Here is a 23,498-nt window from a genome sequence, read left to right as displayed (position 1 = left end):
TTTCAGAGTACCCACCGTTTTTGGTGCGGTATCGCTTGACCCTCCCCAACGGAAAAACCGGTAAGGACTTTATGTGCGGATTAGCTGGCGAGTTACGCTTTGATCATCAACCTGCGGACCTTGCAGCCGTTGAACGAATCACCCATCACCTGGCCCCTCGCGGCCCTGACGCATGGGGCTTCCAGGCCCAAGGGCCGATTGCCCTGGGCCATCGTCGCCTGAAAATCATGGACCTGTCGGACGGCTCGGCGCAGCCGATGGTCGACAACCAACTGGGCTTGTCCCTGGCATTCAATGGCGCTATCTACAATTTCCCGGAACTGCGTACCGAGCTGGAAAGCCTGGGCTACGCCTTCTATTCCGGCGGTGATACCGAAGTGCTGCTCAAGGGCTATCACGCCTGGGGCGAAGCCCTGCTGCCCAAACTCAATGGCATGTTCGCCTTCGCCATCTGGGAGCGCGACGCCAAACGCCTGTTCATCGCCCGCGACCGTCTGGGCGTGAAACCGCTGTACCTGTCGCGCACCGGCCAGCGCCTGCGCTTTGCCTCGTCGCTGCCGGCGTTGCTCAAGGGCGGCGACATCAACCCGATCCTCGATCCGGTGGCGCTCAATCATTACCTGAATTTTCACGCCGTGGTTCCGGCTCCGCGCACCTTGCTGGCGGGCATCGAAAAACTGCCACCGGCGACCTGGATGCGCATCGAAGCGGACGGTACCACCGAGCAGAAAATCTGGTGGACACTGCCCTACGGCCCCCACGCCGACGAGATGAACCTGACCCTCGAAGACTGGCGCGACCGGGTGCTCGAGAGCACCCGCGATGCGGTGGCGATTCGTCAACGTGCGGCGGTCGATGTCGGCGTGCTGCTGTCCGGCGGTGTCGATTCGAGCATGCTGGTCGGTCTGTTGCGGGAAGTCGGCGTGGAAAACCTGTCGACCTTTTCCATCGGTTTCCAGGATGCCGGTGGCGAGCGCGGCGACGAGTTCCAGTACTCGGACCTGATCGCCAAGCACTACAACACGCAGCACCACCAACTGCGCATCGACGAAAAAGAGATCATCGAACAACTGCCAGCGGCGTTCCGCGCCATGAGCGAGCCGATGGTCAGCCATGACTGCATCGCTTTCTATCTGTTGTCCCGGGAAGTGGCCAAGCATTGCAAGGTGGTGCAGAGCGGCCAGGGAGCGGACGAGTTGTTTGCCGGTTACCACTGGTATCCGCAAGTCGACGGCGCCGCCGATCCATACGCCGCCTATCGCGATGCGTTTTTCGACCGCAGCTACGACGATTACGCCGCCACCGTGCAGCCGAAATGGCTGACCGCCAATGACGCCGCGGGTGACTTCGTCAAAGAACATTTCGCCCAGCCCGGCGCGGATGCTGCGGTGGACAAAGCCTTGCGCCTGGACAGCACGGTGATGCTGGTGGACGACCCGGTCAAACGCGTCGATAACATGACCATGGCCTGGGGCCTGGAAGCGCGCACACCGTTTTTGGACTACCGCCTGGTGGAATTGTCAGCTCGGGTGCCGGGCAAATTCAAACTGCCGGACGGCGGCAAGCAAGTCTTGAAAGAAGCGGCGCGGCTGGTGATTCCCAGTGAAGTGATCGACCGCAAGAAGGGTTACTTCCCGGTCCCCGGCCTGAAGCACTTGCAGGGCGACACGTTGAACTGGGTGCGCGAACTGCTGCTCGATCCCAGCCAGGATCGCGGTCTGTTCAAGCCAGAAATGCTCGATCGCCTGCTGACCGATCCACAAGGCCAGTTGACCCCTTTGCGCGGCTCGAAGCTGTGGCAATTGGCGGCCCTGAATCTGTGGCTCAGTGAACAAGGAATCTGATCGATGAAACCCCATGCCACGGCTTATAGCCAACGCCTGTTGCGCGGTCAGGCACCCTCCTACGAACGCTTGCAGGCGCGCCTGGCCGAAGATGGCAGCAAATTGGGCGCGGCGCCGATCGCCGTGCATTGCGGCTGGGGCCGGTTGTTGATCGGCCACACCTTTGCCGACCCGGCGAGCCTCGCCCAGGAGTTGCTCAACGAGCAACCCGGCGAGCGCGACATTGCGCTCTACGTTGCCGCGCCCCAGCAAGTGTTGGGGCTGGAGCCGGCACAGCTGTTTCTCGACCCGTCCGACACCTTGCGTCTGTGGTTCAGCGATTATCGGCAGTCCACCCGGGTGTTTCGCGGTTTTCGCATCCGTCGGGCCCAGAGCGATGCAGACTGGGCGGCGGTCAATCAGCTGTATCAGCTGCGCGGCATGCTGCCGATAGACCCGAGCCTGCTGACCCCGCGTCACCAGGGCGGCCCGGTATTCTGGCTGGCCGAAGATGAGGACAGCGGCGCGATCATCGGCAGCGTCATGGGCCTTGATCATCACAAGGCGTTCAACGACCCGGAAAACGGCAGCAGCCTCTGGTGCCTGGCCGTCGACCCGCAATGTTCGCGACCGGGCGTCGGTGAAGTGCTGGTGCGGCACTTGATCGAACACTTCATGAGCCGCGGCTTGAGTTACCTGGACCTGTCGGTGCTGCACGACAACCGCCAGGCGAAAAGTCTTTACTCCAAGCTGGGATTTCGCAACCTGTCGACCTTCGCCATCAAGCGCAAGAACAGCATCAATCAACCGCTGTTCCTCGGTCCGGGTCCCGAAGCCGAGTTCAATCCGTATGCGCGGATCATCGTCGAGGAAGCGCACCGGCGCGGCATCGAAGTGCAGGTCGACGATGCCGAGGCCGGCCTGTTCACCTTGATCCATGGCGGACGACGGGTACGGTGCCGCGAATCCTTGAGCGATCTGACCAGTGCCATCAGCATGACACTGTGCCAGGACAAGAGCCTGACCCACAAGGCGCTGAAAAAGGCCGGCCTGAATTTGCCTGCGCAACAGCTCGCGGGTAACGCGGACGACAATCTGGCGTTTCTCGATGAGCACGAGCGTGTGGTGGTCAAACCCCTGGATGGCGAGCAGGGTCATGGGGTCGCGGTAGATTTACAGAGCATCGAAGAGGTCCAGCAAGCCGTCGAGGCCGCCCGCCAGTTCGACAGCCGCGTGCTGCTGGAAAGCTTCCATGAAGGCCTCGACCTGCGAATCGTGGTGATTGGTTTCGAAGTGGTCGCCGCCGCGATCCGCCGACCGGCAGAAGTGGTGGGTGATGGTCAGCATTCCATCGGTGCGCTGATCGAAGCCCAGAGTCGACGTCGCCAGGCAGCCACCGGCGGCGAAAGCAAAATCCCGCTGGACCATGAGACCGAGCGCACCCTGCACGCAGCAGGTTACGACTACGAGAGCATTCTGCCGGCCGGCGAGCATCTGTTCGTGCGGCGCACGGCGAATCTGCATACCGGCGGCATTCTCGAGGATGTCACGGCGACCCTGCATCCGACCCTGGTCGATGCGGCGGTGCGTGCGGCGCGGGCGCTGGATATCCCGATGGTCGGGCTCGACCTGATGGTGCCCGCCGCCGATCAACCGGAGTATGTGTTTATCGAAGCCAACGAGCGCGCCGGGCTGGCCAACCATGAACCGCAGCCGACGGCCGAGCGGTTTGTGGATTTGTTGTTTCCGCATAGTCAGCCGGCGGCTTCTTAGTTATGTAGCGCCTGCTAGGCCGCCTTCGCTGGCAAGCCAGCTCCTACAGGTGATCGCATTCCCCTGTAGGAGCTGGCTTGCCAGCGAAGGCGTCCTGACAAGCACCACAAATCCTCCCCCCTCATCGAAACCATCGATGCGCTCAACTCATCAGGAGTTTCCATGACCAGCAAAATTCCCGAACCGGATCTCAACTACCTGCAAAAAGTCCTGCTGGAAATGCTCGCCATTCCCAGCCCGACCGGGTTCACCGATACCATCGTGCGCTACGTCGCCGAACGCCTTGAAGAACTTGGCATCCCCTTTGAAATGACCCGGCGCGGGACCATCCGCGCCACGCTCAAGGGCAAAAAGAACAGCCCGGACCGCGCCGTTTCCGCGCACCTGGACACCATTGGCGCTGCCGTTCGCGCGATCAAGGACAATGGGCGTCTGACGTTGGCCCCGGTCGGTTGCTGGTCCAGCCGGTTTGCCGAGGGCAGCCGGGTCAGCCTGTTTACCGATAACGGGGTGATCCGCGGCAGCGTGTTGCCGCTGATGGCTTCCGGGCACGCCTTCAACACTGCCGTGGATGAAATGCCGATCAGCTGGGATCACATCGAACTGCGTCTGGACGCCTATTGCGCCACCCGGGCCGATTGCGACTCCCTGGGGATCAGCGTCGGCGATTTCGTCGCCTTCGACCCCTTGCCGGAGTTCACTGAAAGCGGACACATCAGCGCCCGTCACCTCGACGACAAGGCCGGTGTTGCCGCCTTGCTGGCGGCGCTGAAAGCGATCGTCGACAGCGGCGAAGAGTTGATGATCGATTGTCATCCGCTATTCACCATCACCGAGGAAACCGGCAGCGGCGCAGCGGCGGCGTTACCTTGGGATGTCAGCGAATTCGTCGGCATCGACATCGCCCCGGTTGCGCCGGGCCAGCATTCCAGCGAACACGCAGTGAGCGTGGCGATGCAGGATTCCGGCGGGCCTTACGACTATCACTTGTCGCGCCACCTGCTGCGACTGGCCAGTGACAATGAATTGCCGGTACGGCGCGACCTGTTCCGGTATTACTTCAGCGACGCGCATTCGGCGGTGACTGCCGGTCACGACATTCGCACGGCCCTGCTCGCCTTCGGCTGCGACGCCACCCATGGCTACGAACGCACCCACATCGATAGCCTCGCCGCGCTCAGTCGTTTGCTGGGTGCCTACATCCTCAGCCCACCGGTATTCGCCAGCGATGCCCAACCGGCGAAGGGATCGCTGGACAGGTTCAGTCATCAGATCGAACATGACACGCAGATGGAAAGCGATACCCGGGTGCCGTCGGTGGATAGCCTGGTGGGGCAGCGGTCGGAGAGCTGATTTTTGCCTTAAGGGATTTGGTGCCTGAACCATCGCCTTCGCGAGCAAGTCGAATCGTCGCACCGCCGCTCCCACATTCGACCGAGTTCCTCCAGGAAAAACGCGGTCCACTGTGGGCGGGCTTGCTCGCGAAAGCGGTAGATCAGGCGACAGATAAGCCGCAGGCTAGCCGAAATCAATCATTCGCCGTAGCATCGCGCCATTGTTTAGCCGAGGTGCCCATGCTGATCCCCCACGACCAACTTGAAGTCGACACCCTGACCCGCCTGATCGAGGATTTCGTCACCCGTGACGGCACCGACAACGGTGATGACACGCCGCTCGAAACCCGCGTACTGCGTGTTCGCCAAGCCTTGACCAAGGGGCAGGCGCTGATTGTCTTCGACCCGGAAAGCGAACAATGCCAGTTGATGCTCAAGCACGACGTGCCCAAGCATCTGTTCGACTGAAACCTTCAGCGCGCTTTGTTTTTCTTCGGCAATTTGAGCTGGATGCGTTCGTAGACCTCGGCCCGGTGCACTTCGACGTTCTGCGGCGCTTCGACGCCGAAGCGCACCGTGCCACCGTTGACCGCGACAATGCGTACGGAGATGTCGTCACCGATAGAGATCAATTCGCCTACAACGCGACTGAGTACAAGCATGGCATTTCGTCCTTCAGGGTTAATTGACCCTGAAGATGCCCGGCCCACGGCGGGTGTTCAATGCAACGAAGGCAAATCAGTCCTCTCCTACAACGCATCAAGCAGGCCGGTGAAGGAAGGGTCTGACAAATCACCGGCGCTGTAGGACTTATCTGTCAGGATGGGTAAAAGCGTGGTCCGAACAGGATGACGCTGGCCCCGATCACGCACAGCCCCACGCCGATCCAGTCCGAGCCCAACGGACGAATCCGCTCGACCACCGCCAGCCAGCCAATCGACGCAACGATATAGATACCACCATAAGCGGCATAGGCGCGACCGGCATAGGTCGCCTCGATACGGGTCAGCAGCAGCGCAAACAGGGTCAGGCTGAGCAACGCCGGCACAATCCACCAGGCACTCTTGCCCTGACGTAGCCACACCCAAAACGCGAAGCAGCCGGCGATTTCAAACAGCGCGGCGAGGAAAAACCACAGGTAGTTGAGCATGCAAACGTCTCGCGAGGATGGCCGGTTGCGGCCACCCTAGCGACCGTGATGCCCAGAGGCAAGTTCAGCCTGCGGTTTGTCTGGCCTTGGCGCGCATCTTGTCGGCCATGATGGTCATTTCGTCGTAGAGCAGTTGCGGGTTCTTCTGCTTGAGTGCCCAAGCCATGCGGCCCTGTTCATGGGGCAGAATCATGAATTCGCCGGCGCCGACCTGTCGATAGATGTAATCGGCAATGTCGGCCGCGGTGATCGGCGAGCTTTCCAGCAATTTACCTACCTGGGCCTTCATGGCCGGCGTCGGGCCGCGGAAGGAATCGAGCAGGTTGGTCTGGAAGAATGACGGGCACACCACGTGCACGCTGACTTCCTGCTGCGCCAGTTCGATCAGCAGGCTTTCGGACAAAGCCACCACGCCCGCCTTGGCGACGTTGTAGTTGCTCATGGCCGGGCCTTGCATCAGTGCTGCCATCGACGCAATGTTGATGATCTTGCCTTTGCTTTTTTCCAGCAGTGGCAGGAAGGCCTTGCAGCCCTTGACCACCCCCATCAGGTTGATTGCGATCTGCCAGTCCCAGTCCTCCAGGGACAGTTCACTGAAGAACCCGCCCGAGGCGACGCCGGCGTTATTGACGATGACATCGATGCCGCCCAGTTTCTCTTCGCAGGCTTGGGCGAAGGCGGTGAGCTGGCTGTAATCACGGACATCGCAACGCTGGATGAATCCGTCGCCGCCCGCTTCGCGAACCTGTTTCAGGGTTTCTTGCAAACCGGGTTCGCTGACATCCGACAAGGCCAGCTGCCAGCCTTCACGCGCCCAGCGCAGTGCGATTTCGCGACCTAAGCCTGAGCCCGCGCCAGTGATCATCATGCGATTTTGCATAGCAAACAGCCTTGTTGTTCCGGGGAAGATGCGTCGAGTGTAGCGAAGGACATTGCCCGACCCACGCTCCATCAGATTGCTGAATGGCCCAGGCAAACCGTGGAAGGCCTCCGACCAACTAATGGAGTAAAAACGAAATAAGCCTTTCTTCGAAAAACATTAAAAAAACTTGGAATTTTCTTTCATGGGCAACAGTCGGATTTTGTAAGCATCCTGGTTTTATGGCATCACGGCTGACAGTTAAACGCCAGGTAGTTCCAGAACACTTCCAACAAGGAAATAAACATGGGCACAATTCTGATCATTATCCTGATCCTCCTGCTGGTAGGTGGCTTACCGGTCTTCCCGCACTCCAGAAGTTGGGGGTATGGCCCGTCGGGTATCATCGGCGTGGTGTTGGTGGTGCTGTTGATCCTGCTATTGCTTGGCAAGATATGAAGCTTTGAAAGGCAGATAACCTGCTGAAATCCAATGCCAGTCAGTCTCACTGACTGGCATTTTTTCCGGGCGGTGTGTCGAAGCCGGTGCACGCACGCACAGACTGCAAAGCGTCCTCAAACGTTGCTGAAAATTCCTGTGACTGGCTCGATGTTACCTCCGTAAGGCACGCTCGTTCCCGCAGCTTTGGCTATGGTTGCCCATATGCGCTGCATGTCAACGAAGCGCTTGCCAATGGTCGGGTTCCCTGCATGGTGCTGACGATCGGCCTGCTGCGTGATATTGAAATACCGTCCTGCACCCTCCCCGCTTTTGAGCAAACCACTCGCCCCCCCCATCAACACCATGGGCATATCAATCGTGTGCTCAGGGGCTCCATCGGCCATTTCGCTAGTGAGTACGACGAGGGTATGTTTGAGCAGGTTGTCGCCGGGCACGTGTGGATCCTGATACCGGGACAATTCGTCCATCAATAGTTTGACCTGCCGAACATACCATTGCCGCGTTCCCTTCCAGAATGCTTCCCCGGAGCGACGGTGAGCACACTCATGGGGATTACTGGTGGGACTGACATCAATGATATTGAGCGACTCCGCCGAGCGCCCGATTTGAATCGTGGCGACGCGGGTTATCCCACAACTCAAGGCAGTTGCCACCACTTGATGATGGTCGGCCTGAATCCGGTTGCGGTGCAGCGCACTCCTGTAATCCACAGGTTCCAGCGTCACTGGCTGGCATTCACCCACGGGTGGACGTGCATCCTCAAGATCCTTGATAACCTGCCGTACCGAGTCCAGATGGGTATCGAGCTTTTGCCGTTCGCCGGCGGAGAGCTTGCTTTTGACCTCCTGGATATCCACCAGGGCTGCCTCCAACAGCGAGCCGGCTCCAGGTTCGGAGCGCTTCATTTGAACGGGGGCCTTGAACAACGACTCAGCCATCAACTTTGGGTCGCGGTAAGGCGTGCGAATTGCAGTCCCCTGGTATGAAACAAACCAGGGATAACCGTCGATCCCGGCATGGGGACCGGCAAACAGACTGCGGTGCGTCGGCTCACTGCCCGGCATCGCTTGCCCCAACAGGACGTCGATAGACGAATGGTTCTGTTGACTGTCACGTAATAGCCAACCCCAGGCGTTATGGCCAGCATTCCCTGGTCCCAGAAGAATTCCACGCAGGTATAACGATTGACTACGATAGGCGGCCAGTTCCGAGCTGACTTCGCTCAAAGTGAATGCCGCGGTATCCATTTCAGATGCAACGGGATGCCACAACCCGAGCCCGTCACCAAAATTTTCACCGCCCTGGAAGGAGTCCACCGCCAGACCGTCAGGTAACACGACAAACACTACCTTCAATTGAGCTTGCTGGGTTTGCCCTGCCAATGCCATGCGCGCCAATCCAAATTGGGTCAGGGGACCATAGATACCCGCCGCAGCCAGGCCCGCCAGAAAACGCCGACGACTTTTCAAAATGCCCATGATCAATTCCTTTCGGTCTTGTAGATGAATGCATTGGAAGTACCCAGGGTTTTCAACATCTCTGCCAGGGAGCCTGAGGCCTTCAAACCAGCGGCAACTTCCCTCACGGTCCCGGCGGTCGATACATCCGATTTGGTGCCAAACACAAATCGGAAGTAGCTATCGGCCATGCAAAATTGTGACGCTGAATTGCGTGGAATAATTTTTGCGATATCCCGGACGTCATTGATCTGCTCGGTTCCGGTCGTACTGATAAACGGACCGGAAGCCTTGATCGGCAACATCTGCGGGTACTGGTCAAAGTTGTAGGCTTTTTCCTCGGTTCGGAAGCGACCGGCTGCGTCGTAATGTTCCATCGATGACCCGGTGTCATTCATATATTGATGGCATCGCCAGCAGCGCCCCTCTGAAGCCTGCTCACCATTAACCAGGTCCCAATGCTCACGGGTGGTCACCGCACGTGGCGGATAAACAGGGTCCGTAGGGTCGGCGTCCACGGGTGCACCAAACTCGCGGCAGAACATTTGCTCGCGAATCATGATTCCACGCTTGACCAATGAGGTGCTCAGGTAATCCGATGTGGCGGCCTGGGTCAGCCCCAGATGCAACAAGCCTCCCCGTGTTTCATCTACCGCTACCTTTTGCATCGTGCTGCCCGTGACCCCTTTGATTGCGTAGTGCGTGGCCAGGTCCTGGTTCAGATAGGTATAACCGGGGTTGAACAACTGACTCAGCGTTCCTCCACTCAGGAGCAGGTTTTTGCTCAGCAGATACTGCTCTTGAGCCATGAGTTCCACCATATCCTTACTCAACCCCGGCTTTTCCTGGACACCGCGGACCGTCCTGGCGTAGTAGCTGACGAAACGGTTGAATTGCTCGATACCGCGATCCGTTTCCATCATTCGCTCAATCTCGGCCGAGATCTGTTGAGAGGTCTGCAGCTCGTTGCGCTGCGCCTTGGCCAACAGCTCAACATCCGGAGTCGTACCCAAGAATCCGAAAGAGAGCGCAGTGGCTACCTCGAATGGTGTCAACTGATACACCTTGCCGTCAGCCGTTGTCTGCAGCCCCAACTCCGAGCGATAAAGAAAATGCGGCGATAGCAAAAGAGCGGCGATCAAAGCAGGCGCCCCCTGCTCATCGAACAGTTTCTGATAGCGCAAACGCTCAGCGTCGGACACAGGTCGACGGAACAACTGATAGCCCAACGAGGTCACCAGGTCAGTTCCTGCGCGGGAGGTTGCCAGCGCACTCAAGCGTGCCGCCGGAACGCGCTCTGCCACCGACAATGCCATGTCGTAGAACAGTTTGACGTCCTCTGCCTGCAGAATGCCCTTGTCCGCCTCCCCAGGGTACTTGAAGTCTTTCTCCGATTTGTCAGCTGGCAACTTTTCGGCGTTGATCTCTACACCCAGGATGTCCCTGACGCTGGCGGCATACTCACTTGGCGTCAACAATCGCATTTGGCGTGCGCCATGGGATTCGGCCTGATCGAGGTAGGGTTTCCAGATGACGTTTATCAAGTGCTTGCTGACTTCAGTCGCACAGGTGGTGTCACAGTGCCCTGACACCCCCATGGTCTCGATGAGTTTGACCAGCGCATCCTGGCCCGCCACGTTCCAGGCCAAGGCCATGCGCAAATTGTCGAAGCGCTCGACCGCGTGGCATTTAGTGCAGGATTCAACCAGGACCTTCTCGCCCAGGTTTTCGACATGTTGATAGGCCATTGAGGGTAGTTGCCAGTCCTCACTGGCCTCATCAATCACTACCGATTCCAGTTCCGGCTGCGGTTTTTCCTTCGAGTAAAACGGATAGATAACCTTGTAATTTCCATAGTCGAGGGTTTGTGTCGTACTTCCACCCCATGGGACTTCAACGACCCGTGGCTCAGCATCGCTTTGGTCCTCGTTGACCAGGCTGATGCGCCATTGAGCATCGGTGACCGAAGCTGGTTTGGCCGGAGCCTGAATCTTGACCTTGACCTCAAGCTTGATCGGCCGCTCGCGGTAAATCAGGGTGATGGTCTGACTTCTGTTAGCTTCCGAGAGGGTAAAGGAAGTATTTCGTACCTGAGGAATCCAGTTTTTTACGTCGTTGAGCCGCAACTGATACTGACCATACTTAAGCCCATCGAGAATTATTCTTGCCGCATTGTCTGCGTAGTGCCAGGACATTTGCACCAGCCGGCTATTGCCATCGGGATCAATCAGGTAACCGCTGATCATCTCGTTTTCCAGTCCGTTTGGCGGCAACGTCGGGCGCAATTCCAACCGGGTCGGCGGCAACCCGGTTGCGTCATAGCGCACGCGATAAATGACCCCGGCGACGTCGTCACTGATCAACAGGCTGCCATCCGCCAGTTCAAGAAACTCTACGGGGCGTCCGATGCACGAGTTATCCAGGCAATAGACATCGAATCGATCCGGGTCCTGCACAAACCCATTGATCAACGGGATCTGATTGACGACTTGCTTACCGCCCTGAATGGTCAGCATTTGTATATCCATGCCGGGACGCGCGATGGAGCCCGCACCATGCACGGCGACAAGTAAACGCTGGGTACCCGCCGCCGCGCCGGGGTAGCCAGACCAGAACTTGACGCCCAGCGGCGCGGTGTTGGTTCCCGAGGCAAAAGCCGCTGGCACATAATCGGCGGGATTGATCTGTTCAAGCGACTTGTCCGACACAATGGCACCAGGCACCAGCGGCGGCTGGATTACCCTTGGATCCCGATATTCCTCCTCGGTGAAGCCGGGCGTGTTTTTACCAAACCTGTAAGGCACGCCGAAATGCAAACCGGGCTTGCTGATCACGTTGACTTCGTCCGGGTTGGGGAAGCCTTGGCGATTGTTGTCACTGAACCATATCTTGCCGTCTTGGGGATTCCAGTCGAAACCCACAGAGTTACGCACCCCCGTGGCCAGAATCTCGGACTCTCCTGTTTCCAGGGAATAACGCAAGACGGTCCCATAACGCTTGTCGGGAGGAATCATGCACAGGTTGCAGGGAATGCCCACTGCCGTATAAATCCACTTGTCTGACGGATCGAGCGGATTGAAACGCAAGGGGTGTTTCATGTGCCAGACGCGAGTGCTCGATCCCGACGCCTGCGAAGGCAAGGGAAACAGCTTGTCGTCCGCTGGAAAGCTGAAGACCAGCTCGGGTTTTGGATCTTTGTAGTTGGCATCGGCATTACGCAAGCGATACAGACCACCCGTGGTCGAGTAATACAGATCACCGTCGCGATACGCCACGCCATGGGGTTCCTCCAGACCACTGGCAACCACATGGATACCTGTCGGTTTACCTGTCTCATCCAGAGGCAGTGCGTAGATCATGTCGCCGATTTTTCCGTCATAGACGTATGAAGGAATAGCGCTGGAGCCGACATACAATACGTTCTTGCCCATCGCCATCTGCCGGGGCTGAATAAGCCCCTGGGCAAACAGCTCGATTTTTATCCCGGGTAAACCGCTGAGCTTGCTGACTTCCACCGGCGGTCGATACTTGACCGTCACCGCTTGCTCCTCCCCCTGCGCCTCCTTGAACGAGATAATGCGTGGGGTATTCAGCGGGCTGTACCCATCAGCGGTATTCATCACCAGTTGATAGTCACAAGCTTTCAAATTATCGAGGTGTATCGTTTCGTTGGCCTTCGCGCTGATCGCAATCTCTTCGGCCTTGCAACGCAGGACTCCGACGACCATCTGGTCGGCGCGAGCGACACCCGGCACGGCCGGCTTCAGGGGCGCTTTGCCGCTGAGCGTGGAAAAATCCAACGTCAGGCGATTGCCCTCGAATCCACCGCATTCGCCGAGCTCTTTCCATGCATCTTTCCAGGGGCCAGTTGAAAGAAACGGCTCATAGGTCGGTTGCCGACACCACTGCCAACTGCCGACGCCAAGCGGTGCCTCTTCATCTTTCCAGCATTCGAATAGCCGATCGACATGCTGAACCTGATCGCCCTGCTCATAAACCTTACCCTGTTCATAGGCGGGCGCCGTACATGAGCGAGGCGAGGGAGATGAAGCTGATGTTTTGGGGAAAACCACCAAAGCGATAATCGCGCCCAGCGCCAACAGACAGGCGATAAACAGCAAACGAAGCGTACCGACAGACTTATCCATAAAGAAAGCCTCACTCATCAGCCAAGCAATTCAACCTTTCGGACGCGTCTGCTGATTCAGTGTCCTGCGGTGAACCACCTGAACCGAAGCGGCAGGCAACAAAGAGCCAAAGCCGACCCCGGCGTTTCTATTGGAATGCCTTCCAATACGGTTCCACTGCATGACCACGACATGGCATGACGCCATAGAGACAGGAACAGAGGGGCATTCATCCTTGAAATACAGTCCGTTTTCAATCGTTGGACCCAGTACCACAAGCGCCTTCATGAAATCCTCAAATCATAAGGCCGTCTACTGTCAAAGTTGACAGGTATTACCCTTGAACTGCGCGCTGATCCAGAATTTCAGAGCGGTACGCTACCCATCCAAGGGGCAAAAAAAATCCGATGTCAGTAAAGACACCGGATCCTTTTTTTTGCTGCCCAAGGTCAAGCAGAAAGCCTTGACCATCGGCATTAGCCCATTACGGTCTCTGCTTTATTGCCTGAACATTCAGTCCGGCTTGCCATCCACCACGCCGGCGGTGTTGTCGATCAGGCTCTTGGTCGCCGTTTGCAGGAATGCTTCGAGCTTGAGTTTCAACTCTGCCGTTCGCGGCGCATCCGCAACGACCTCGGCGCGCGGGGTAGCACCGAATTCATATTGGTACAGCTTCGGCGCCATTTCCTTTTCCTTCGGCAGGACCAGAATCTGGTCGGCCGTGATGATGGCCGTGGTCTGCTCGCTGCCCGACGGTTTGATCACGCCGAAACCGGGATCGCCTTCGGGAAGGTTGAGCAGGTCACGCCCCCAGCACTGATGGCGCACTTCGCCACCGATCCGGCCCATGATGGTCGGCACGATATCGATCTGAGTGCCCACGGTGTGGTCACGCTGGCCGAACTTTTCCTGGATGCCCGGTGCGATGAACAGCATTGGCACGTTGAAGCGGCCCAGGTCCATTTCGGTGATCTGGCGCTCGTTGCCAAACCCGTGGTCGCCCACAACGACAAACAGGGTCTCGTTGAAGTACGGCTCCTTGCGGGCCTTTTCAAAGAACTGGCCCAGCGCCCAGTCTGCGTAGCGCATGGCGGTCAAGTGTTCGTTCAGGTTACCGCGATCGGTCACGCGCTCAACCGGCAAGGGTGTCGGCAAGGCGTATGGCGTGTGGTTCGACAGGGTCTGCAGCAATGCGTAGAACGGCTTGCCGTTTTCCCGCGCCTTGAGCTCGACCAGACCACGATCGAACATGTCCTGGTCGGACACGCCCCACGTCGGATCGGAGAACACCGGGTTCACGAAGTCGTTACGACCAATGAAGTTGGTCATGCCCTGGTTGCTGAAGAAACCCGACTGGTTATCCCAGGCAAAGTCGCCGTTGTAGACATATACGTCGTCGTAATCACGAGCGCTGAGCAATTGCGGCAAACCGGACAACTTGTGGCCGCCTTCCGGGGTCTGCATCAGGTATTCAAACCCCGGCAGGTTCGGGAAGCAGGCCATGGTGGCGAACATACCTTGGTGAGTATGGGTACCGTTGGAGAAGAAGCGGTCGAACAGCAGACCTTCCTTCGACAGTTTGTCGAGGTACGGCGTGATGTTGCCCGGTGCGCCCAATGCACCGACCGAGTGACCGGCCATGCTTTCCATCAGGATCACGACGACATTCTTGATCGGCAGGGTCTTGTCGGCCGGCGGCGTGTAATCGCGACGCACGGCGGCGGTCTCGGCATCCACCAGTTTGTCGTCCGGCAGCACCAGCATGTCACGCACGATTTGCTGAGCTTGCGCCTGTGGCAGCGTGGCTTTCCAGATGTTGTCGCGATCTTCGGACATCCGGCTCTTGGCCGCTTCGACCAGCGACAAGGTACCGTTGAGGCCCAGCTGGTTGGCGAAATTGGAGTCGGTGGTGTAGACGTCACCCCAACGCATCGGCGGGCCCTGGCGCAGGGTGCCGCGGGCAGCGACTACGCAGACCATCAGGCAGACCACGAACACCGCGATGCGCGAATACCACGGGGCGATCTGGCGCGTGCTGACAGTGCCGCCACTGAATGGACCGCGAGGACGGGTGGCGCGATCGGCGCCCTTGAACGCCAGGGTCAGGATCACGGTGCCTACGGCCCAGGCCAGCAGGTAACGAACCACCGGAAAACCGTACCAGAGCATGCTGGTCACGGTTTTCGGGTCTTCCTTGATGTACTGGAAGACCAGGCCGTTGAGGCGCTGGTGGAACTCGCGGTAGAAGTCCATCTCCATCAGGCCGAGGAACAATGCAATGCTCGAGACGATGGTCAGCCAGAGACGGAAGAACCCGCGGGCGGCCATGGCCCGCGCACTGAACAGCGCCAGCAGCAGCGGAATGCAGAGGTAGACCACCAGGCGCAGGTCGAAACGCATACCGTTGGTGAACGCTTCGAAAAAGGTAGAGGCTGGAGTGTCGAGAATCATCTCGCGGTTGTAGACCAGCAGCGCGACGCGCAGCAGGGTCAACATGACCATCATGACCAGGGCACATAATAGCGTATAGGCCAGATGCGATTTGACGGTCGGTTGCAGCAGGCGACTAGAAGCTCGCTGCTGACTCAGGGCGTCCGGGTTTGCCATGTCGTTTTAGGACCCATTGGAAGTTGAAGTTTCAAAAAAACAGCGGCGCTTTGCCCTCTGTTGGCCTGTTCTCGGCCCCGGGGCGTGCGCGGTGCGCAAATGTTGCACGATCGTCTGCGGCATTGCCATTGATTACTGCCCGGTATGCACGGTGCGGGGCGAATTGTCTTGGAGGCTTTGTGAAAATTTTGTGCAACGTATATCTGGAAACACAATAAAGTGACGCCGGAATGATTGTGTACATATCCGTTGCTGCGGTAACGGCTTCTTATGGTTCCGCTCTTACAGCGGGTCACTTTGGAAGAGCCTGCGCGGCCCGGCGCAAAGTAACCAAAACGCTTGGCCCCTGACGTCCGGTGCCTCGCCTAGGCTCGGCATGCCCTCGCTCCGGTCCTGCTCCGTGGGCCCGCCGCCATCGGCCATCCATGGCCGGGGGCGGCTAACCCGGCATCCATGCCGGGTTGCCCACTGCGCAGAACCTCCACTCGGCCTCACGACGGGGCAGATCAAGATCAAAAGCCGCAGGCGAGCTAACGCTCGGCCTGTTGAGTGGTGAAAAGCGAAAGCCCTACGCCAATCTTCTGTAGGAGCTGGCTTGCCGGCGAAGGCGTCCGTTCAGTCCAAAAATTTTACAGCTGACCCACCGCTTTCGCTGCGGTGCGGCGATCCGACAAGCCAGCTCCTACAGTTGATCGTGTGATGCCCGGCACCGGGTTCGCTGAAGTTGCTGTTGCCGTTGCTGTTGCCGTTGCCGTTGCTTTGGCTTTGGCTTTGGCTTTGGCTTCAGATCTGCCGCCCCTTTCCCAGAGGCCGAACGCAGGCGTTGCGCAGGGGGCACCGCGGCAAGGATGCCGCGGTAGCCGCCCCCGGCCATGGATGGCCGATGGCGGCGGGCCCCCGGAGCAATGCCGGAGTGAGGGCATGCCGAGCCTAGGCGAGGCACCGAATGGCGGGGCAAAAGCGTTTGGTTACTTTGCGCTTTTCAAAGTGACCCGCCGTAAGGGCGGAACCCTAAGTAGCCGTTACCGCAGCAACGGATATGTACCCAATACAGCCACCATCAAAAAAACACAGCAATCACCTCTCGGCACGCTCTTTCAGGGCTTTCAACGTATTGAACGGCGCATCGACCACAAACTTGTTGGCCACCATCGAAGGAATGCTGCCGCCCGGCTCCGTGTGCACCTGATAAGTCACTTCGATCTGGTCGCCCTTGGGCACGAACTTCCAGAAACCGTCGACCTTGGTGACCCGCACAAAGCCTTTTTCTTCGGGAAGGTATTTCGGTACGCCTTCGAGTTTGCGGGTCAAGCTGCCGTCCGCGCCCTCGACGGTGGTGACGTGCAGCACCGAATCACGCGGGGTGACTGGCCATGGCGTATTGAACTGGGTGTAGGTCCAGCTCTGATTGCCTTCGTGCTTGAGCAACTTCTGGGTCTTGCATTCGTGAATCCAGACGCAGGCACCTGGCAGGTCTTCCTGCAAAGCACGCAACTTGGTCATCGTGGTCTTCATCAGGGTGACGCCCTGGTAGGCCTTGTAATCGGAGCCAGCCACTTCACTGAGGGAGACCTTGATCCCGTCTTCGTTCTTGGCGACTTTCCAGTCTTCGGCCTGGGCGGCCTGGGTGGCCAGCATTACAGTCAAACCACAGAGCACAGCCATACGATGCAGCGAACCCATAATCTTATTCCTTATTGTTGAAGTTCCGTTCGTTGAACCCATCACGCCGCCGTCATCTGCTCCCACCATCCCAACAATTTGATCGCTTCATCGCGGCTGCTTCCGCACACTTCGACATCGGCGGCAAATGCCGAACACACGGCGGGACGTTCCGCCTTGCCGAAAATACTGCACAGGTTTTCTGAAGAGAGTTGAACGCAGCGTTCTCCCGCGGCCTTGCCATTAGGCATGCCGGGAATCGGTGAACTGATGGAAGGGGCAATGCAACAGGCGCCACAGCCTTCACGGCATTTCATGACGACGAGCTCCTCGCGACGGGCGATGGGTTAAAGACGAGGCACAGGGTAACCGCTAAAACGGTCGTTTTAAATTGCCTGGATCCGGTTTTTTCGATCAAACGAACGTGACTGACCAGTCTCCGACAAAGTGTCTGGCCATCGGGTCACAGATGGGTGGCAATTACCGCTTGAATTCGAATTCCAACGCAGCGCCTTCCACCTCCCGGCGCTCTTCGTTACGCAATTGCAACTGCATTTCGTTACTGATCAGCCTGCCGTTGAGCTGGAACGGAGTACTGCCGGCCTTGTCGCCGAACATTTGCGGTAATACCGGATCGCGCCGTGGCAAGGGTACCGAACCGACGGGTTTCAGTTCCTCGGCCATCTCCTCGGGCAGACTCAAATCCAGATTGGCCGAAGGAAGCCTGGTCTTCACCACTTCACTGGCGGATTTGGACTTGGAGGCAATCGGTGCGCGTTTTTTCACCTGGGCCGCTTTCTTTTTGACCTTGACCGTTGCGGCCTTCTTGGCCGGTGCCGGTTGTTTCGAGCTGGCGCTGGCTGGCGGTTTTTCCTGAACGGGAGCTGCCATGAGGCCTGCCTCCGGAAAGGTCATCAGCAGGCATATCGATAGCCACACAGCGGGGAAAATCGCTTTCATGGACCCAACGGCGCAAACGGCAGGAGTCATATGCTGGCCTGTTGCAGGCAACAAGACAAGCACAGCCTGTCCGCTCCGTCAAAAACCGCCGGCCATTTCCTGGCAGAGCTGGGTGGCAAGCATGCCCAGGGTCATCAAGGCACGCTCCGCTTCCCGGTTCCAGGGGATGCCGCAGTTCAGCCGGATGCAGTGATTGAACTGCTCGGTATTACTGAAAATCAGCCCTGGCGCGATGCTGATGCCCTGCTGCAAGGCGCGCACATGCAGTTCCTGAGTGTTGACCCTTCCCGGCAAACTGACCCACAGAATGAAGCCGCCGGTCGGTCGGGTCATCTGTGTGCCTTCTGGAAAATGCTGCTGCACCGCCAGCTGGAAGGCGCTGAGGTTCTTGCGGTACTCCTGACGGATGTAGCGCAAATGCCGGTCGTAACCACCGTTCTCCAGATACGCTGCAATGCCCATCTGGGTGACGCTGCAGGCCGAATGGGTGCTGAAGGTCTGCAAACGCTGGATTTCCTGCTGGTACTTGCCGGCGATCATCCAGCCGATCCGAACGCCCGGCGACAGGGTTTTGGAAAAGCTCGAGCAATAGATCACCCGATCCAGCCGGTCGTAGGCCTTGAGCGCCTTGGTGCGACCCTGCTCGAACATCAGTTCGCCGTAGATATCGTCTTCGACCACCTGGATATCGAAATCCGAGGCCAGTCGCAGCAGTTGCTTCTGGCGCTCTTCGGGCATGGTGCCGCCCAACGGATTGCTCAGACGCGTGGTCAGCACCAGCGCCTTGATCGACCATTGGTTGGCCGCCAGTTGCAGGGCTTCAAGGCTCATGCCGGTGGCCGGATCGCTGGGAATTTCGATGACCTTGAGGCCCAGCAGATCAGCCAGTTGCAGCAAACCGTAGTAGGTCGGCGACTCGGCGGCGATCAAGTCGCCCGGTCGCGTCAGGACGCGCAGGGACATCTGCAACGCATCGACGCAGCCGTGGGTGATCACCACTTCCGAGGGATCGACCACCACGCCGGCATCACGCATGCGAATCGCCACCTGGCGCCGCAGGGGTTCGAAACCAGGGCTGAACATGTAGCTGAACGCCCGCGGACTATGGAAACGGGTGACTTTGGCCAACTGCTGATGCAGCGCCCTGACCGGAAGATAATCGACGCTCGGCACCGCCGCGCCCAAGGGGAATACGCCCTCGCGGCGGGATTCGACCAGCACTTGCTGAATGATGCTGCTGCGGGTGACCAGGCCGGGACGCTCGACCCTGGCGATGTCCGGTGTCGGCGCGGTCAGTGCAGGGGTCTGGTGCACGTAGTAGCCCGACTGCGGCCGGGCGCGGATCAGCCCCTGATCTTCGAGATTGGCATAGGCCTGCAAGACTGTTGCATGGCTGACGTTGAGCTGCGAGCTCATCTTGCGTACCGAAGGCACGCGCTCCCCCGGTTGATAGACACCCCGGCGGATGTCTTCTGCCAGCTGTTGAGCAATACGTTGGTAAAGCAAGAGATTGGTCATGACGCAGCACTCGATTTCACGGCATTTTATTCTTGTGCAAAACAATACCGGAACAGTTTAGAAGTGTACGGGGACAGTTGCCACAATAGTCGACAGTACAGTGCAGTGTCAGCTGAATCTGTACTGATGATTGGGGTGGTACGAACGTTTTGTCAGGCGTAAAAAAAACCCGGCGCTGCTGGCAGGCCGGGTTCTCCAGTCATGCAACCTCTAGCGGGTAGCGCCGAGCTGGCCGCTTTCGTCGGAGAACACAATTTCCACCCGACGGTTTTGCGCGCGCCCCCGTTCCGAGGCATTCACGTCCACCGGGTATTCATCGCCGTAGCCTTCGACCTGGATGCGTTTGTCGTCGATGCCCAAGTCCATCAGCACGTTCGCCACCGATTGCGCACGGTCGCGGGACAGCTTGAGGTTTTCCTGCTTGCCGCCGGTACTGTCGGCGTAGCCTTCGATGCGCACGACACGCTTGGGGTTGAGCTGCAGGAACTGCACGATCTTCAACACCACGCGGTTGGCCGAACTTTTCAACTCCGCTTCGCCAGTATCGAACAGCACATCGCCCAGGGTCATCACCAGGCCACGGTCGGTCTGGGTGGTGGCCAGTGCGAGAATCTGTTCTTCAAGCCACTTGCCCTGCTGTTGCACGCTGAGCAATTTTGATTCGCGCAGGGCCAGTTGCAGGCGCTGACGCTCCAGTTCGAGCTTCGCCGCGCGCTCTTCGTTGAGTACCTGGTTGGTGTGCTCACGGGCGATTTCGCTGTAGCGCTGGCTCAGGTAAGCGTAATGCTGCACGTCGGAGCCGCTGCCCCAGTAACTGGACAGGCGATCGGCGCGGGCCAGGGACTCACCAGCGCGAATCACGTCCTTGGGCGCAATTCGCAACACGCTGGAGTCTTCCTTGACCTTCTGGAAATCGACCCCCGCCTGCTGCAACGCGGCCTCGCTGTGCTGACCGGCACAGCCATGAAGGCCTGCACAGGCTGCCAGGAGCAGACCGCCGAGTACTTTCCTGCCGAGGCTCATTGGGCATCTCCCAGTTGCTTGCGCAAGCGGGTGATGCGGGTATCGAGCACATTCAACTGTTCTTCACTCTTGCGGGTCAGGACCCGGGCTTCGGCCAGGCGCGCGTCCAGCTCGGCCTGTTCGGCCCGCATGCGCGCATGTTTGTAGGATTGATCGGCCATGTCGCCCTGGGCACGGCTGAATTTTTCTTCGGCCAGCTTCAACTCCGGCACGTCGTCGGCGGTGGCACCCACGGCTTTTGCTTGCACAAGCGCCTGTTCGGTCAGGCGTATCTGTTCATTCGGCGCCGGATCGGCTGCACAACCCGCCAGAGCCAGAACGGCCAGGGCAGCGAAAAGAGGTCGAATACTCACTAAAAATCCCTACTGTTTTGGGGTACTGGCGGGTAGTTGCTGCTGCAGCTTCCAGCGCTCGACATTGCGCTGCAATGCGGCTTCCGTCAGACCGGACGCGGACAATTCTGTCATCTTTTTAGCCAGCTGTCCGCGTAACCACGGATCGTTGCAAGCGGAGTCATGGGAGACCGCGAGGAACAGACCGGGTTTGTCGGCCGGTTGAGGACGCGCGATCAGGTCATTGGCCATGCTCAGCGACTGTGCGGCCGCCATGCCGGAGTAGCGTCCCGCCAGAACGAATTCCACCTCGCCCAACAGCAGTTTCTGAAAGGCCTGGGTCAGGTTTGGCGTGCGCACGAGGGTCAATTGCTGCTCGGCGAACGTGCCGAATGCCGGGGTCAAGCGGGCCTTTTCGGACAAAGCGCCGGGATGACCGCGAAGGTCCTGCACCTGGTTGTAGACCAGTGCCGAGTCTTTTCGGGTCCAGACCAGGTAGTCGTTTTCCAGCAACGGCGGATGAATGTAATCCAGGGATTCCAGCCCACTGACTGTCAACGGCGCGTCGACCAGCATGTCCATGCGCCCGCTGCGCACTTCGTCCCAAGCCTGGGAACGTTTGCCGGCGTAAAGCAATTCGATCTTGATCCCCAACTCCCCCGCCACCTGCTGCAACAGATCGGCACCGGCACCGATCAGGCGCTTGGGGTGCTGCGGGTCTTGCCACAGATAAGGCGGTGCGTCCGGACTGCCGGTGACCACCAGGCGTTCGCACTTGCCTGCGGCACTGGACAACATCGGCAACACCGTCAGGCCCAGCAGCATTGACCAACCACATATGCGACGCAGTTCCATGGCAATACACTCCCCTAAACCCGGTTATATCTTCTGTAGGAGCAAGCTTGCTCGCGATGGACGTTAACGATAAAGCGTTCTTTCTGAATGAACGCGTTGTCCTTGAGACCATCGCGAGCAAGCTCGCTCCTACTGGGAGAACAAAAAAAAAGCCCGACCAAAAGGTCGGGCTCTTTATAAGTGAAGCCGCTGGATTAGACCAGCTTCTCCAGCTCAGGGATAGCTTCGAACAGATCCGCCACCAGGCCATAATCGGCCACCTGGAAGATCGGCGCTTCTTCGTCCTTGTTGATCGCAACGATCACCTTGGAGTCTTTCATGCCGGCCAGGTGCTGGATCGCGCCGGAGATACCGACTGCGATGTACAGCTGTGGAGCAACGATCTTGCCGGTCTGACCGACCTGCATGTCGTTGGGGACGAAACCTGCGTCGACCGCGGCGCGGGAAGCGCCGACCGCCGCACCCAGCTTGTCGGCCAGGGCGTACAGGTGTTTGAAGTTGTCGCCGTTCTGCATGCCGCGGCCGCCGGAAACGACGATCTTGGCAGCGGTCAGTTCCGGACGATCGGACTTGGCCAGCTCTTCGCCAACGAAGCTGGAGATCGCAGCGTCGTGGGCAGCGGCAACGGCTTCAACCGATGCCGAACCACCCTCAGCCGCCACCGGGTCGAAACCGGTAGCACGCACGGTGATGACTTTCACCGAAGCGTTGGACTGAACGGTAGCGATGGCGTTACCGGCGTAGATCGGACGCTTGAAGGTGTCAGCGCTTTCCACCGAGATGATCTCGGAGATCTGGTCAACGTCCAGGGTCGCGGCAACGCGCGGCAGGATGTTTTTGCCGTTCGAAGTAGCGGCAGCCAGGATGTGGCTATAAGCCTTACCCAGCTCGGCCACCAGCGGAGCAACGTTTTCCGGCAGTTGATGAGCGTAGGCGGCATTATCGGCCACCAGCACTTTAGCCACGCCTGCGATTTTCGCAGCGGCTTCAGCCACGGCGCCAGCGCCCTGACCGGCAACCAGAACGTGGATATCACCGCCGATTTTGACGGCAGCAGCCACAGTGTTCAGTGTGGCCGGGGCCACTACTTTGTTGTCGTGTTCAGCAATAACCAAGATAGTCATTTAGATTACCTTCGCTTCGTTTTTCAGTTTCTCGACCAGTTCAGCCACCGACTTGACCTTGATGCCTGCGCTGCGTGCAGCCGGCGCTTCGACTTTAACGGTCTTGTTGGTGGAGGCAGTGGAAACGCCCAAAGCGTCCGGAGTCAGCACTTCGAGAGGCTTCTTCTTGGCTTTCATGATGTTTGGCAGCGACGCATAACGCGGCTCGTTCAAACGCAAGTCGGTGGTGACGATGGCCGGCAGTTTCAGGGAAACCGTCTGCGCGCCGCCGTCGACTTCGCGAGTCACGGCAACCGTGTCGCCGCTGATCTCGACTTTCGAGGCGAAGGTGCCCTGGCCGTAGCCGCTCAGTGCCGCGAGCATCTGGCCGGTCTGGTTGTTGTCGCTGTCGATGGCTTGTTTGCCAAGGATCACCAGCTGCGGCTGTTCCTT

Annotated in this window: 20 protein-coding genes; 5 read left to right on the top strand and 15 right to left on the bottom strand. The window is 58.8% G+C overall.

Going from position 1 to position 23,498, the window contains the following annotated elements:
- Positions 1–71: 71 nt before the first annotated feature.
- The 4 genes from J2W17_RS00100 to J2W17_RS00085 all read left to right on the top strand — a co-directional run bounded on the left by J2W17_RS00100 (position 72) and on the right by J2W17_RS00085 (position 5,398).
- Positions 72–1,844, top strand: coding sequence for an N-acetylglutaminylglutamine amidotransferase (locus tag J2W17_RS00100; protein ID WP_307327378.1), 1,773 nt, complete (start codon positions 72–74; stop codon positions 1,842–1,844).
- 3 nt (positions 1,845–1,847) lie between these two features.
- A complete protein-coding gene (ngg, locus tag J2W17_RS00095; RefSeq protein WP_307327374.1) occupies positions 1,848–3,596 on the top strand; it encodes an N-acetylglutaminylglutamine synthetase in 1,749 nt (582 codons plus the stop codon).
- 162 nt (positions 3,597–3,758) lie between these two features.
- Positions 3,759–4,949 (top strand): osmoprotectant NAGGN system M42 family peptidase, encoded by a 1,191-nt coding sequence (locus J2W17_RS00090; RefSeq protein ID WP_307327371.1) that lies wholly within the window; start codon positions 3,759–3,761, stop codon positions 4,947–4,949.
- A gap of 221 nt (positions 4,950–5,170) precedes the next feature.
- Positions 5,171–5,398, top strand: coding sequence for a YheU family protein (locus J2W17_RS00085; RefSeq protein ID WP_003199186.1), 228 nt, complete (start codon positions 5,171–5,173; stop codon positions 5,396–5,398).
- Positions 5,399–5,403: 5 nt separating this feature from the next.
- On the opposite strand, the gene csrA is transcribed toward J2W17_RS00085, so the two are convergent.
- The 3 genes from csrA to J2W17_RS00070 form a co-directional block, all read right to left on the bottom strand.
- The gene (gene csrA / locus J2W17_RS00080; RefSeq protein WP_307327340.1) at positions 5,404–5,592 is read right to left on the bottom strand and encodes a carbon storage regulator CsrA; all 189 of its coding nucleotides are present in this window, start codon (positions 5,590–5,592) and stop codon (positions 5,404–5,406) included.
- A gap of 155 nt (positions 5,593–5,747) precedes the next feature.
- Positions 5,748–6,080, bottom strand: coding sequence for a YnfA family protein (locus J2W17_RS00075; RefSeq protein WP_307327337.1), 333 nt, complete (start codon positions 6,078–6,080; stop codon positions 5,748–5,750).
- Between the two features lie 64 nt (positions 6,081–6,144).
- Positions 6,145–6,960, bottom strand: a complete 816-nt coding sequence (locus J2W17_RS00070) for an SDR family oxidoreductase (RefSeq protein WP_307327334.1) — start codon at positions 6,958–6,960, stop codon at positions 6,145–6,147.
- 279 nt (positions 6,961–7,239) lie between these two features.
- Here J2W17_RS00070 and J2W17_RS00065 point away from each other — a divergent pair, with 279 nt between their 5' ends.
- Positions 7,240–7,398: a DUF3309 family protein gene (locus J2W17_RS00065; RefSeq protein ID WP_178084746.1), complete on the top strand. Its 159-nt coding sequence runs from the start codon at positions 7,240–7,242 to the stop codon at positions 7,396–7,398.
- Positions 7,399–7,514: 116 nt separating this feature from the next.
- Here the strand turns inward: J2W17_RS00065 and J2W17_RS00060 are convergent, their stop codons facing one another.
- From J2W17_RS00060 to J2W17_RS00005, 12 genes are all read right to left on the bottom strand, one after another.
- The gene (locus J2W17_RS00060; RefSeq protein WP_307327332.1) at positions 7,515–8,879 is read right to left on the bottom strand and encodes a DUF1552 domain-containing protein; all 1,365 of its coding nucleotides are present in this window, start codon (positions 8,877–8,879) and stop codon (positions 7,515–7,517) included.
- 2 nt (positions 8,880–8,881) lie between these two features.
- Positions 8,882–13,024, bottom strand: coding sequence for a DUF1592 domain-containing protein (locus tag J2W17_RS00055; RefSeq protein WP_307327329.1), 4,143 nt, complete (start codon positions 13,022–13,024; stop codon positions 8,882–8,884).
- 474 nt (positions 13,025–13,498) lie between these two features.
- On the bottom strand, positions 13,499–15,592 hold the full coding sequence (locus J2W17_RS00050) for an LTA synthase family protein (RefSeq protein WP_307327326.1): 2,094 nt from the start codon (positions 15,590–15,592) through the stop codon (positions 13,499–13,501).
- A gap of 1,077 nt (positions 15,593–16,669) precedes the next feature.
- Complete coding sequence (locus J2W17_RS00045; protein WP_307327323.1) at positions 16,670–17,275, bottom strand: START domain-containing protein; 606 nt, start codon at positions 17,273–17,275, stop codon at positions 16,670–16,672.
- A gap of 41 nt (positions 17,276–17,316) precedes the next feature.
- A complete protein-coding gene (locus J2W17_RS00040) occupies positions 17,317–17,571 on the bottom strand; it encodes a YkgJ family cysteine cluster protein (RefSeq protein ID WP_307327320.1) in 255 nt (84 codons plus the stop codon).
- A 163-nt stretch (positions 17,572–17,734) separates the two neighbouring features.
- A complete protein-coding gene (locus J2W17_RS00035; RefSeq protein WP_307327318.1) occupies positions 17,735–18,214 on the bottom strand; it encodes a translation initiation factor 2 in 480 nt (159 codons plus the stop codon).
- A 78-nt stretch (positions 18,215–18,292) separates the two neighbouring features.
- Positions 18,293–19,732, bottom strand: a complete 1,440-nt coding sequence (locus J2W17_RS00030) for an aminotransferase-like domain-containing protein (RefSeq protein WP_064676444.1) — start codon at positions 19,730–19,732, stop codon at positions 18,293–18,295.
- Between the two features lie 210 nt (positions 19,733–19,942).
- Positions 19,943–20,755: an OmpA family protein gene (locus tag J2W17_RS00025; RefSeq protein WP_307327312.1), complete on the bottom strand. Its 813-nt coding sequence runs from the start codon at positions 20,753–20,755 to the stop codon at positions 19,943–19,945.
- Positions 20,752–21,108: a DUF4398 domain-containing protein gene (locus J2W17_RS00020; RefSeq protein ID WP_307327309.1), complete on the bottom strand. Its 357-nt coding sequence runs from the start codon at positions 21,106–21,108 to the stop codon at positions 20,752–20,754. Before J2W17_RS00020 ends, J2W17_RS00025 begins: the two co-directional genes overlap by 4 nt.
- A 9-nt stretch (positions 21,109–21,117) precedes the next feature.
- Positions 21,118–21,942: a substrate-binding periplasmic protein gene (locus J2W17_RS00015; RefSeq protein WP_307327307.1), complete on the bottom strand. Its 825-nt coding sequence runs from the start codon at positions 21,940–21,942 to the stop codon at positions 21,118–21,120.
- 194 nt (positions 21,943–22,136) lie between these two features.
- Entirely contained in the window at positions 22,137–23,066 is a 930-nt protein-coding gene (locus J2W17_RS00010; RefSeq protein WP_307327304.1) for an electron transfer flavoprotein subunit alpha/FixB family protein, read from the bottom strand.
- Positions 23,067–23,498, bottom strand: a 432-nt coding sequence (locus J2W17_RS00005; protein ID WP_307327301.1) for an electron transfer flavoprotein subunit beta/FixA family protein, incomplete at its 5' end; no start/stop codon positions are given.

The organism is Pseudomonas lini, from assembly GCF_030812475.1.
Lineage (GTDB): Bacteria > Pseudomonadota > Gammaproteobacteria > Pseudomonadales > Pseudomonadaceae > Aquipseudomonas > Aquipseudomonas lini_A.
Note: the sequence above shows the minus strand (reverse complement) of the source record. Positions and strands in the feature narration are given on the sequence as shown.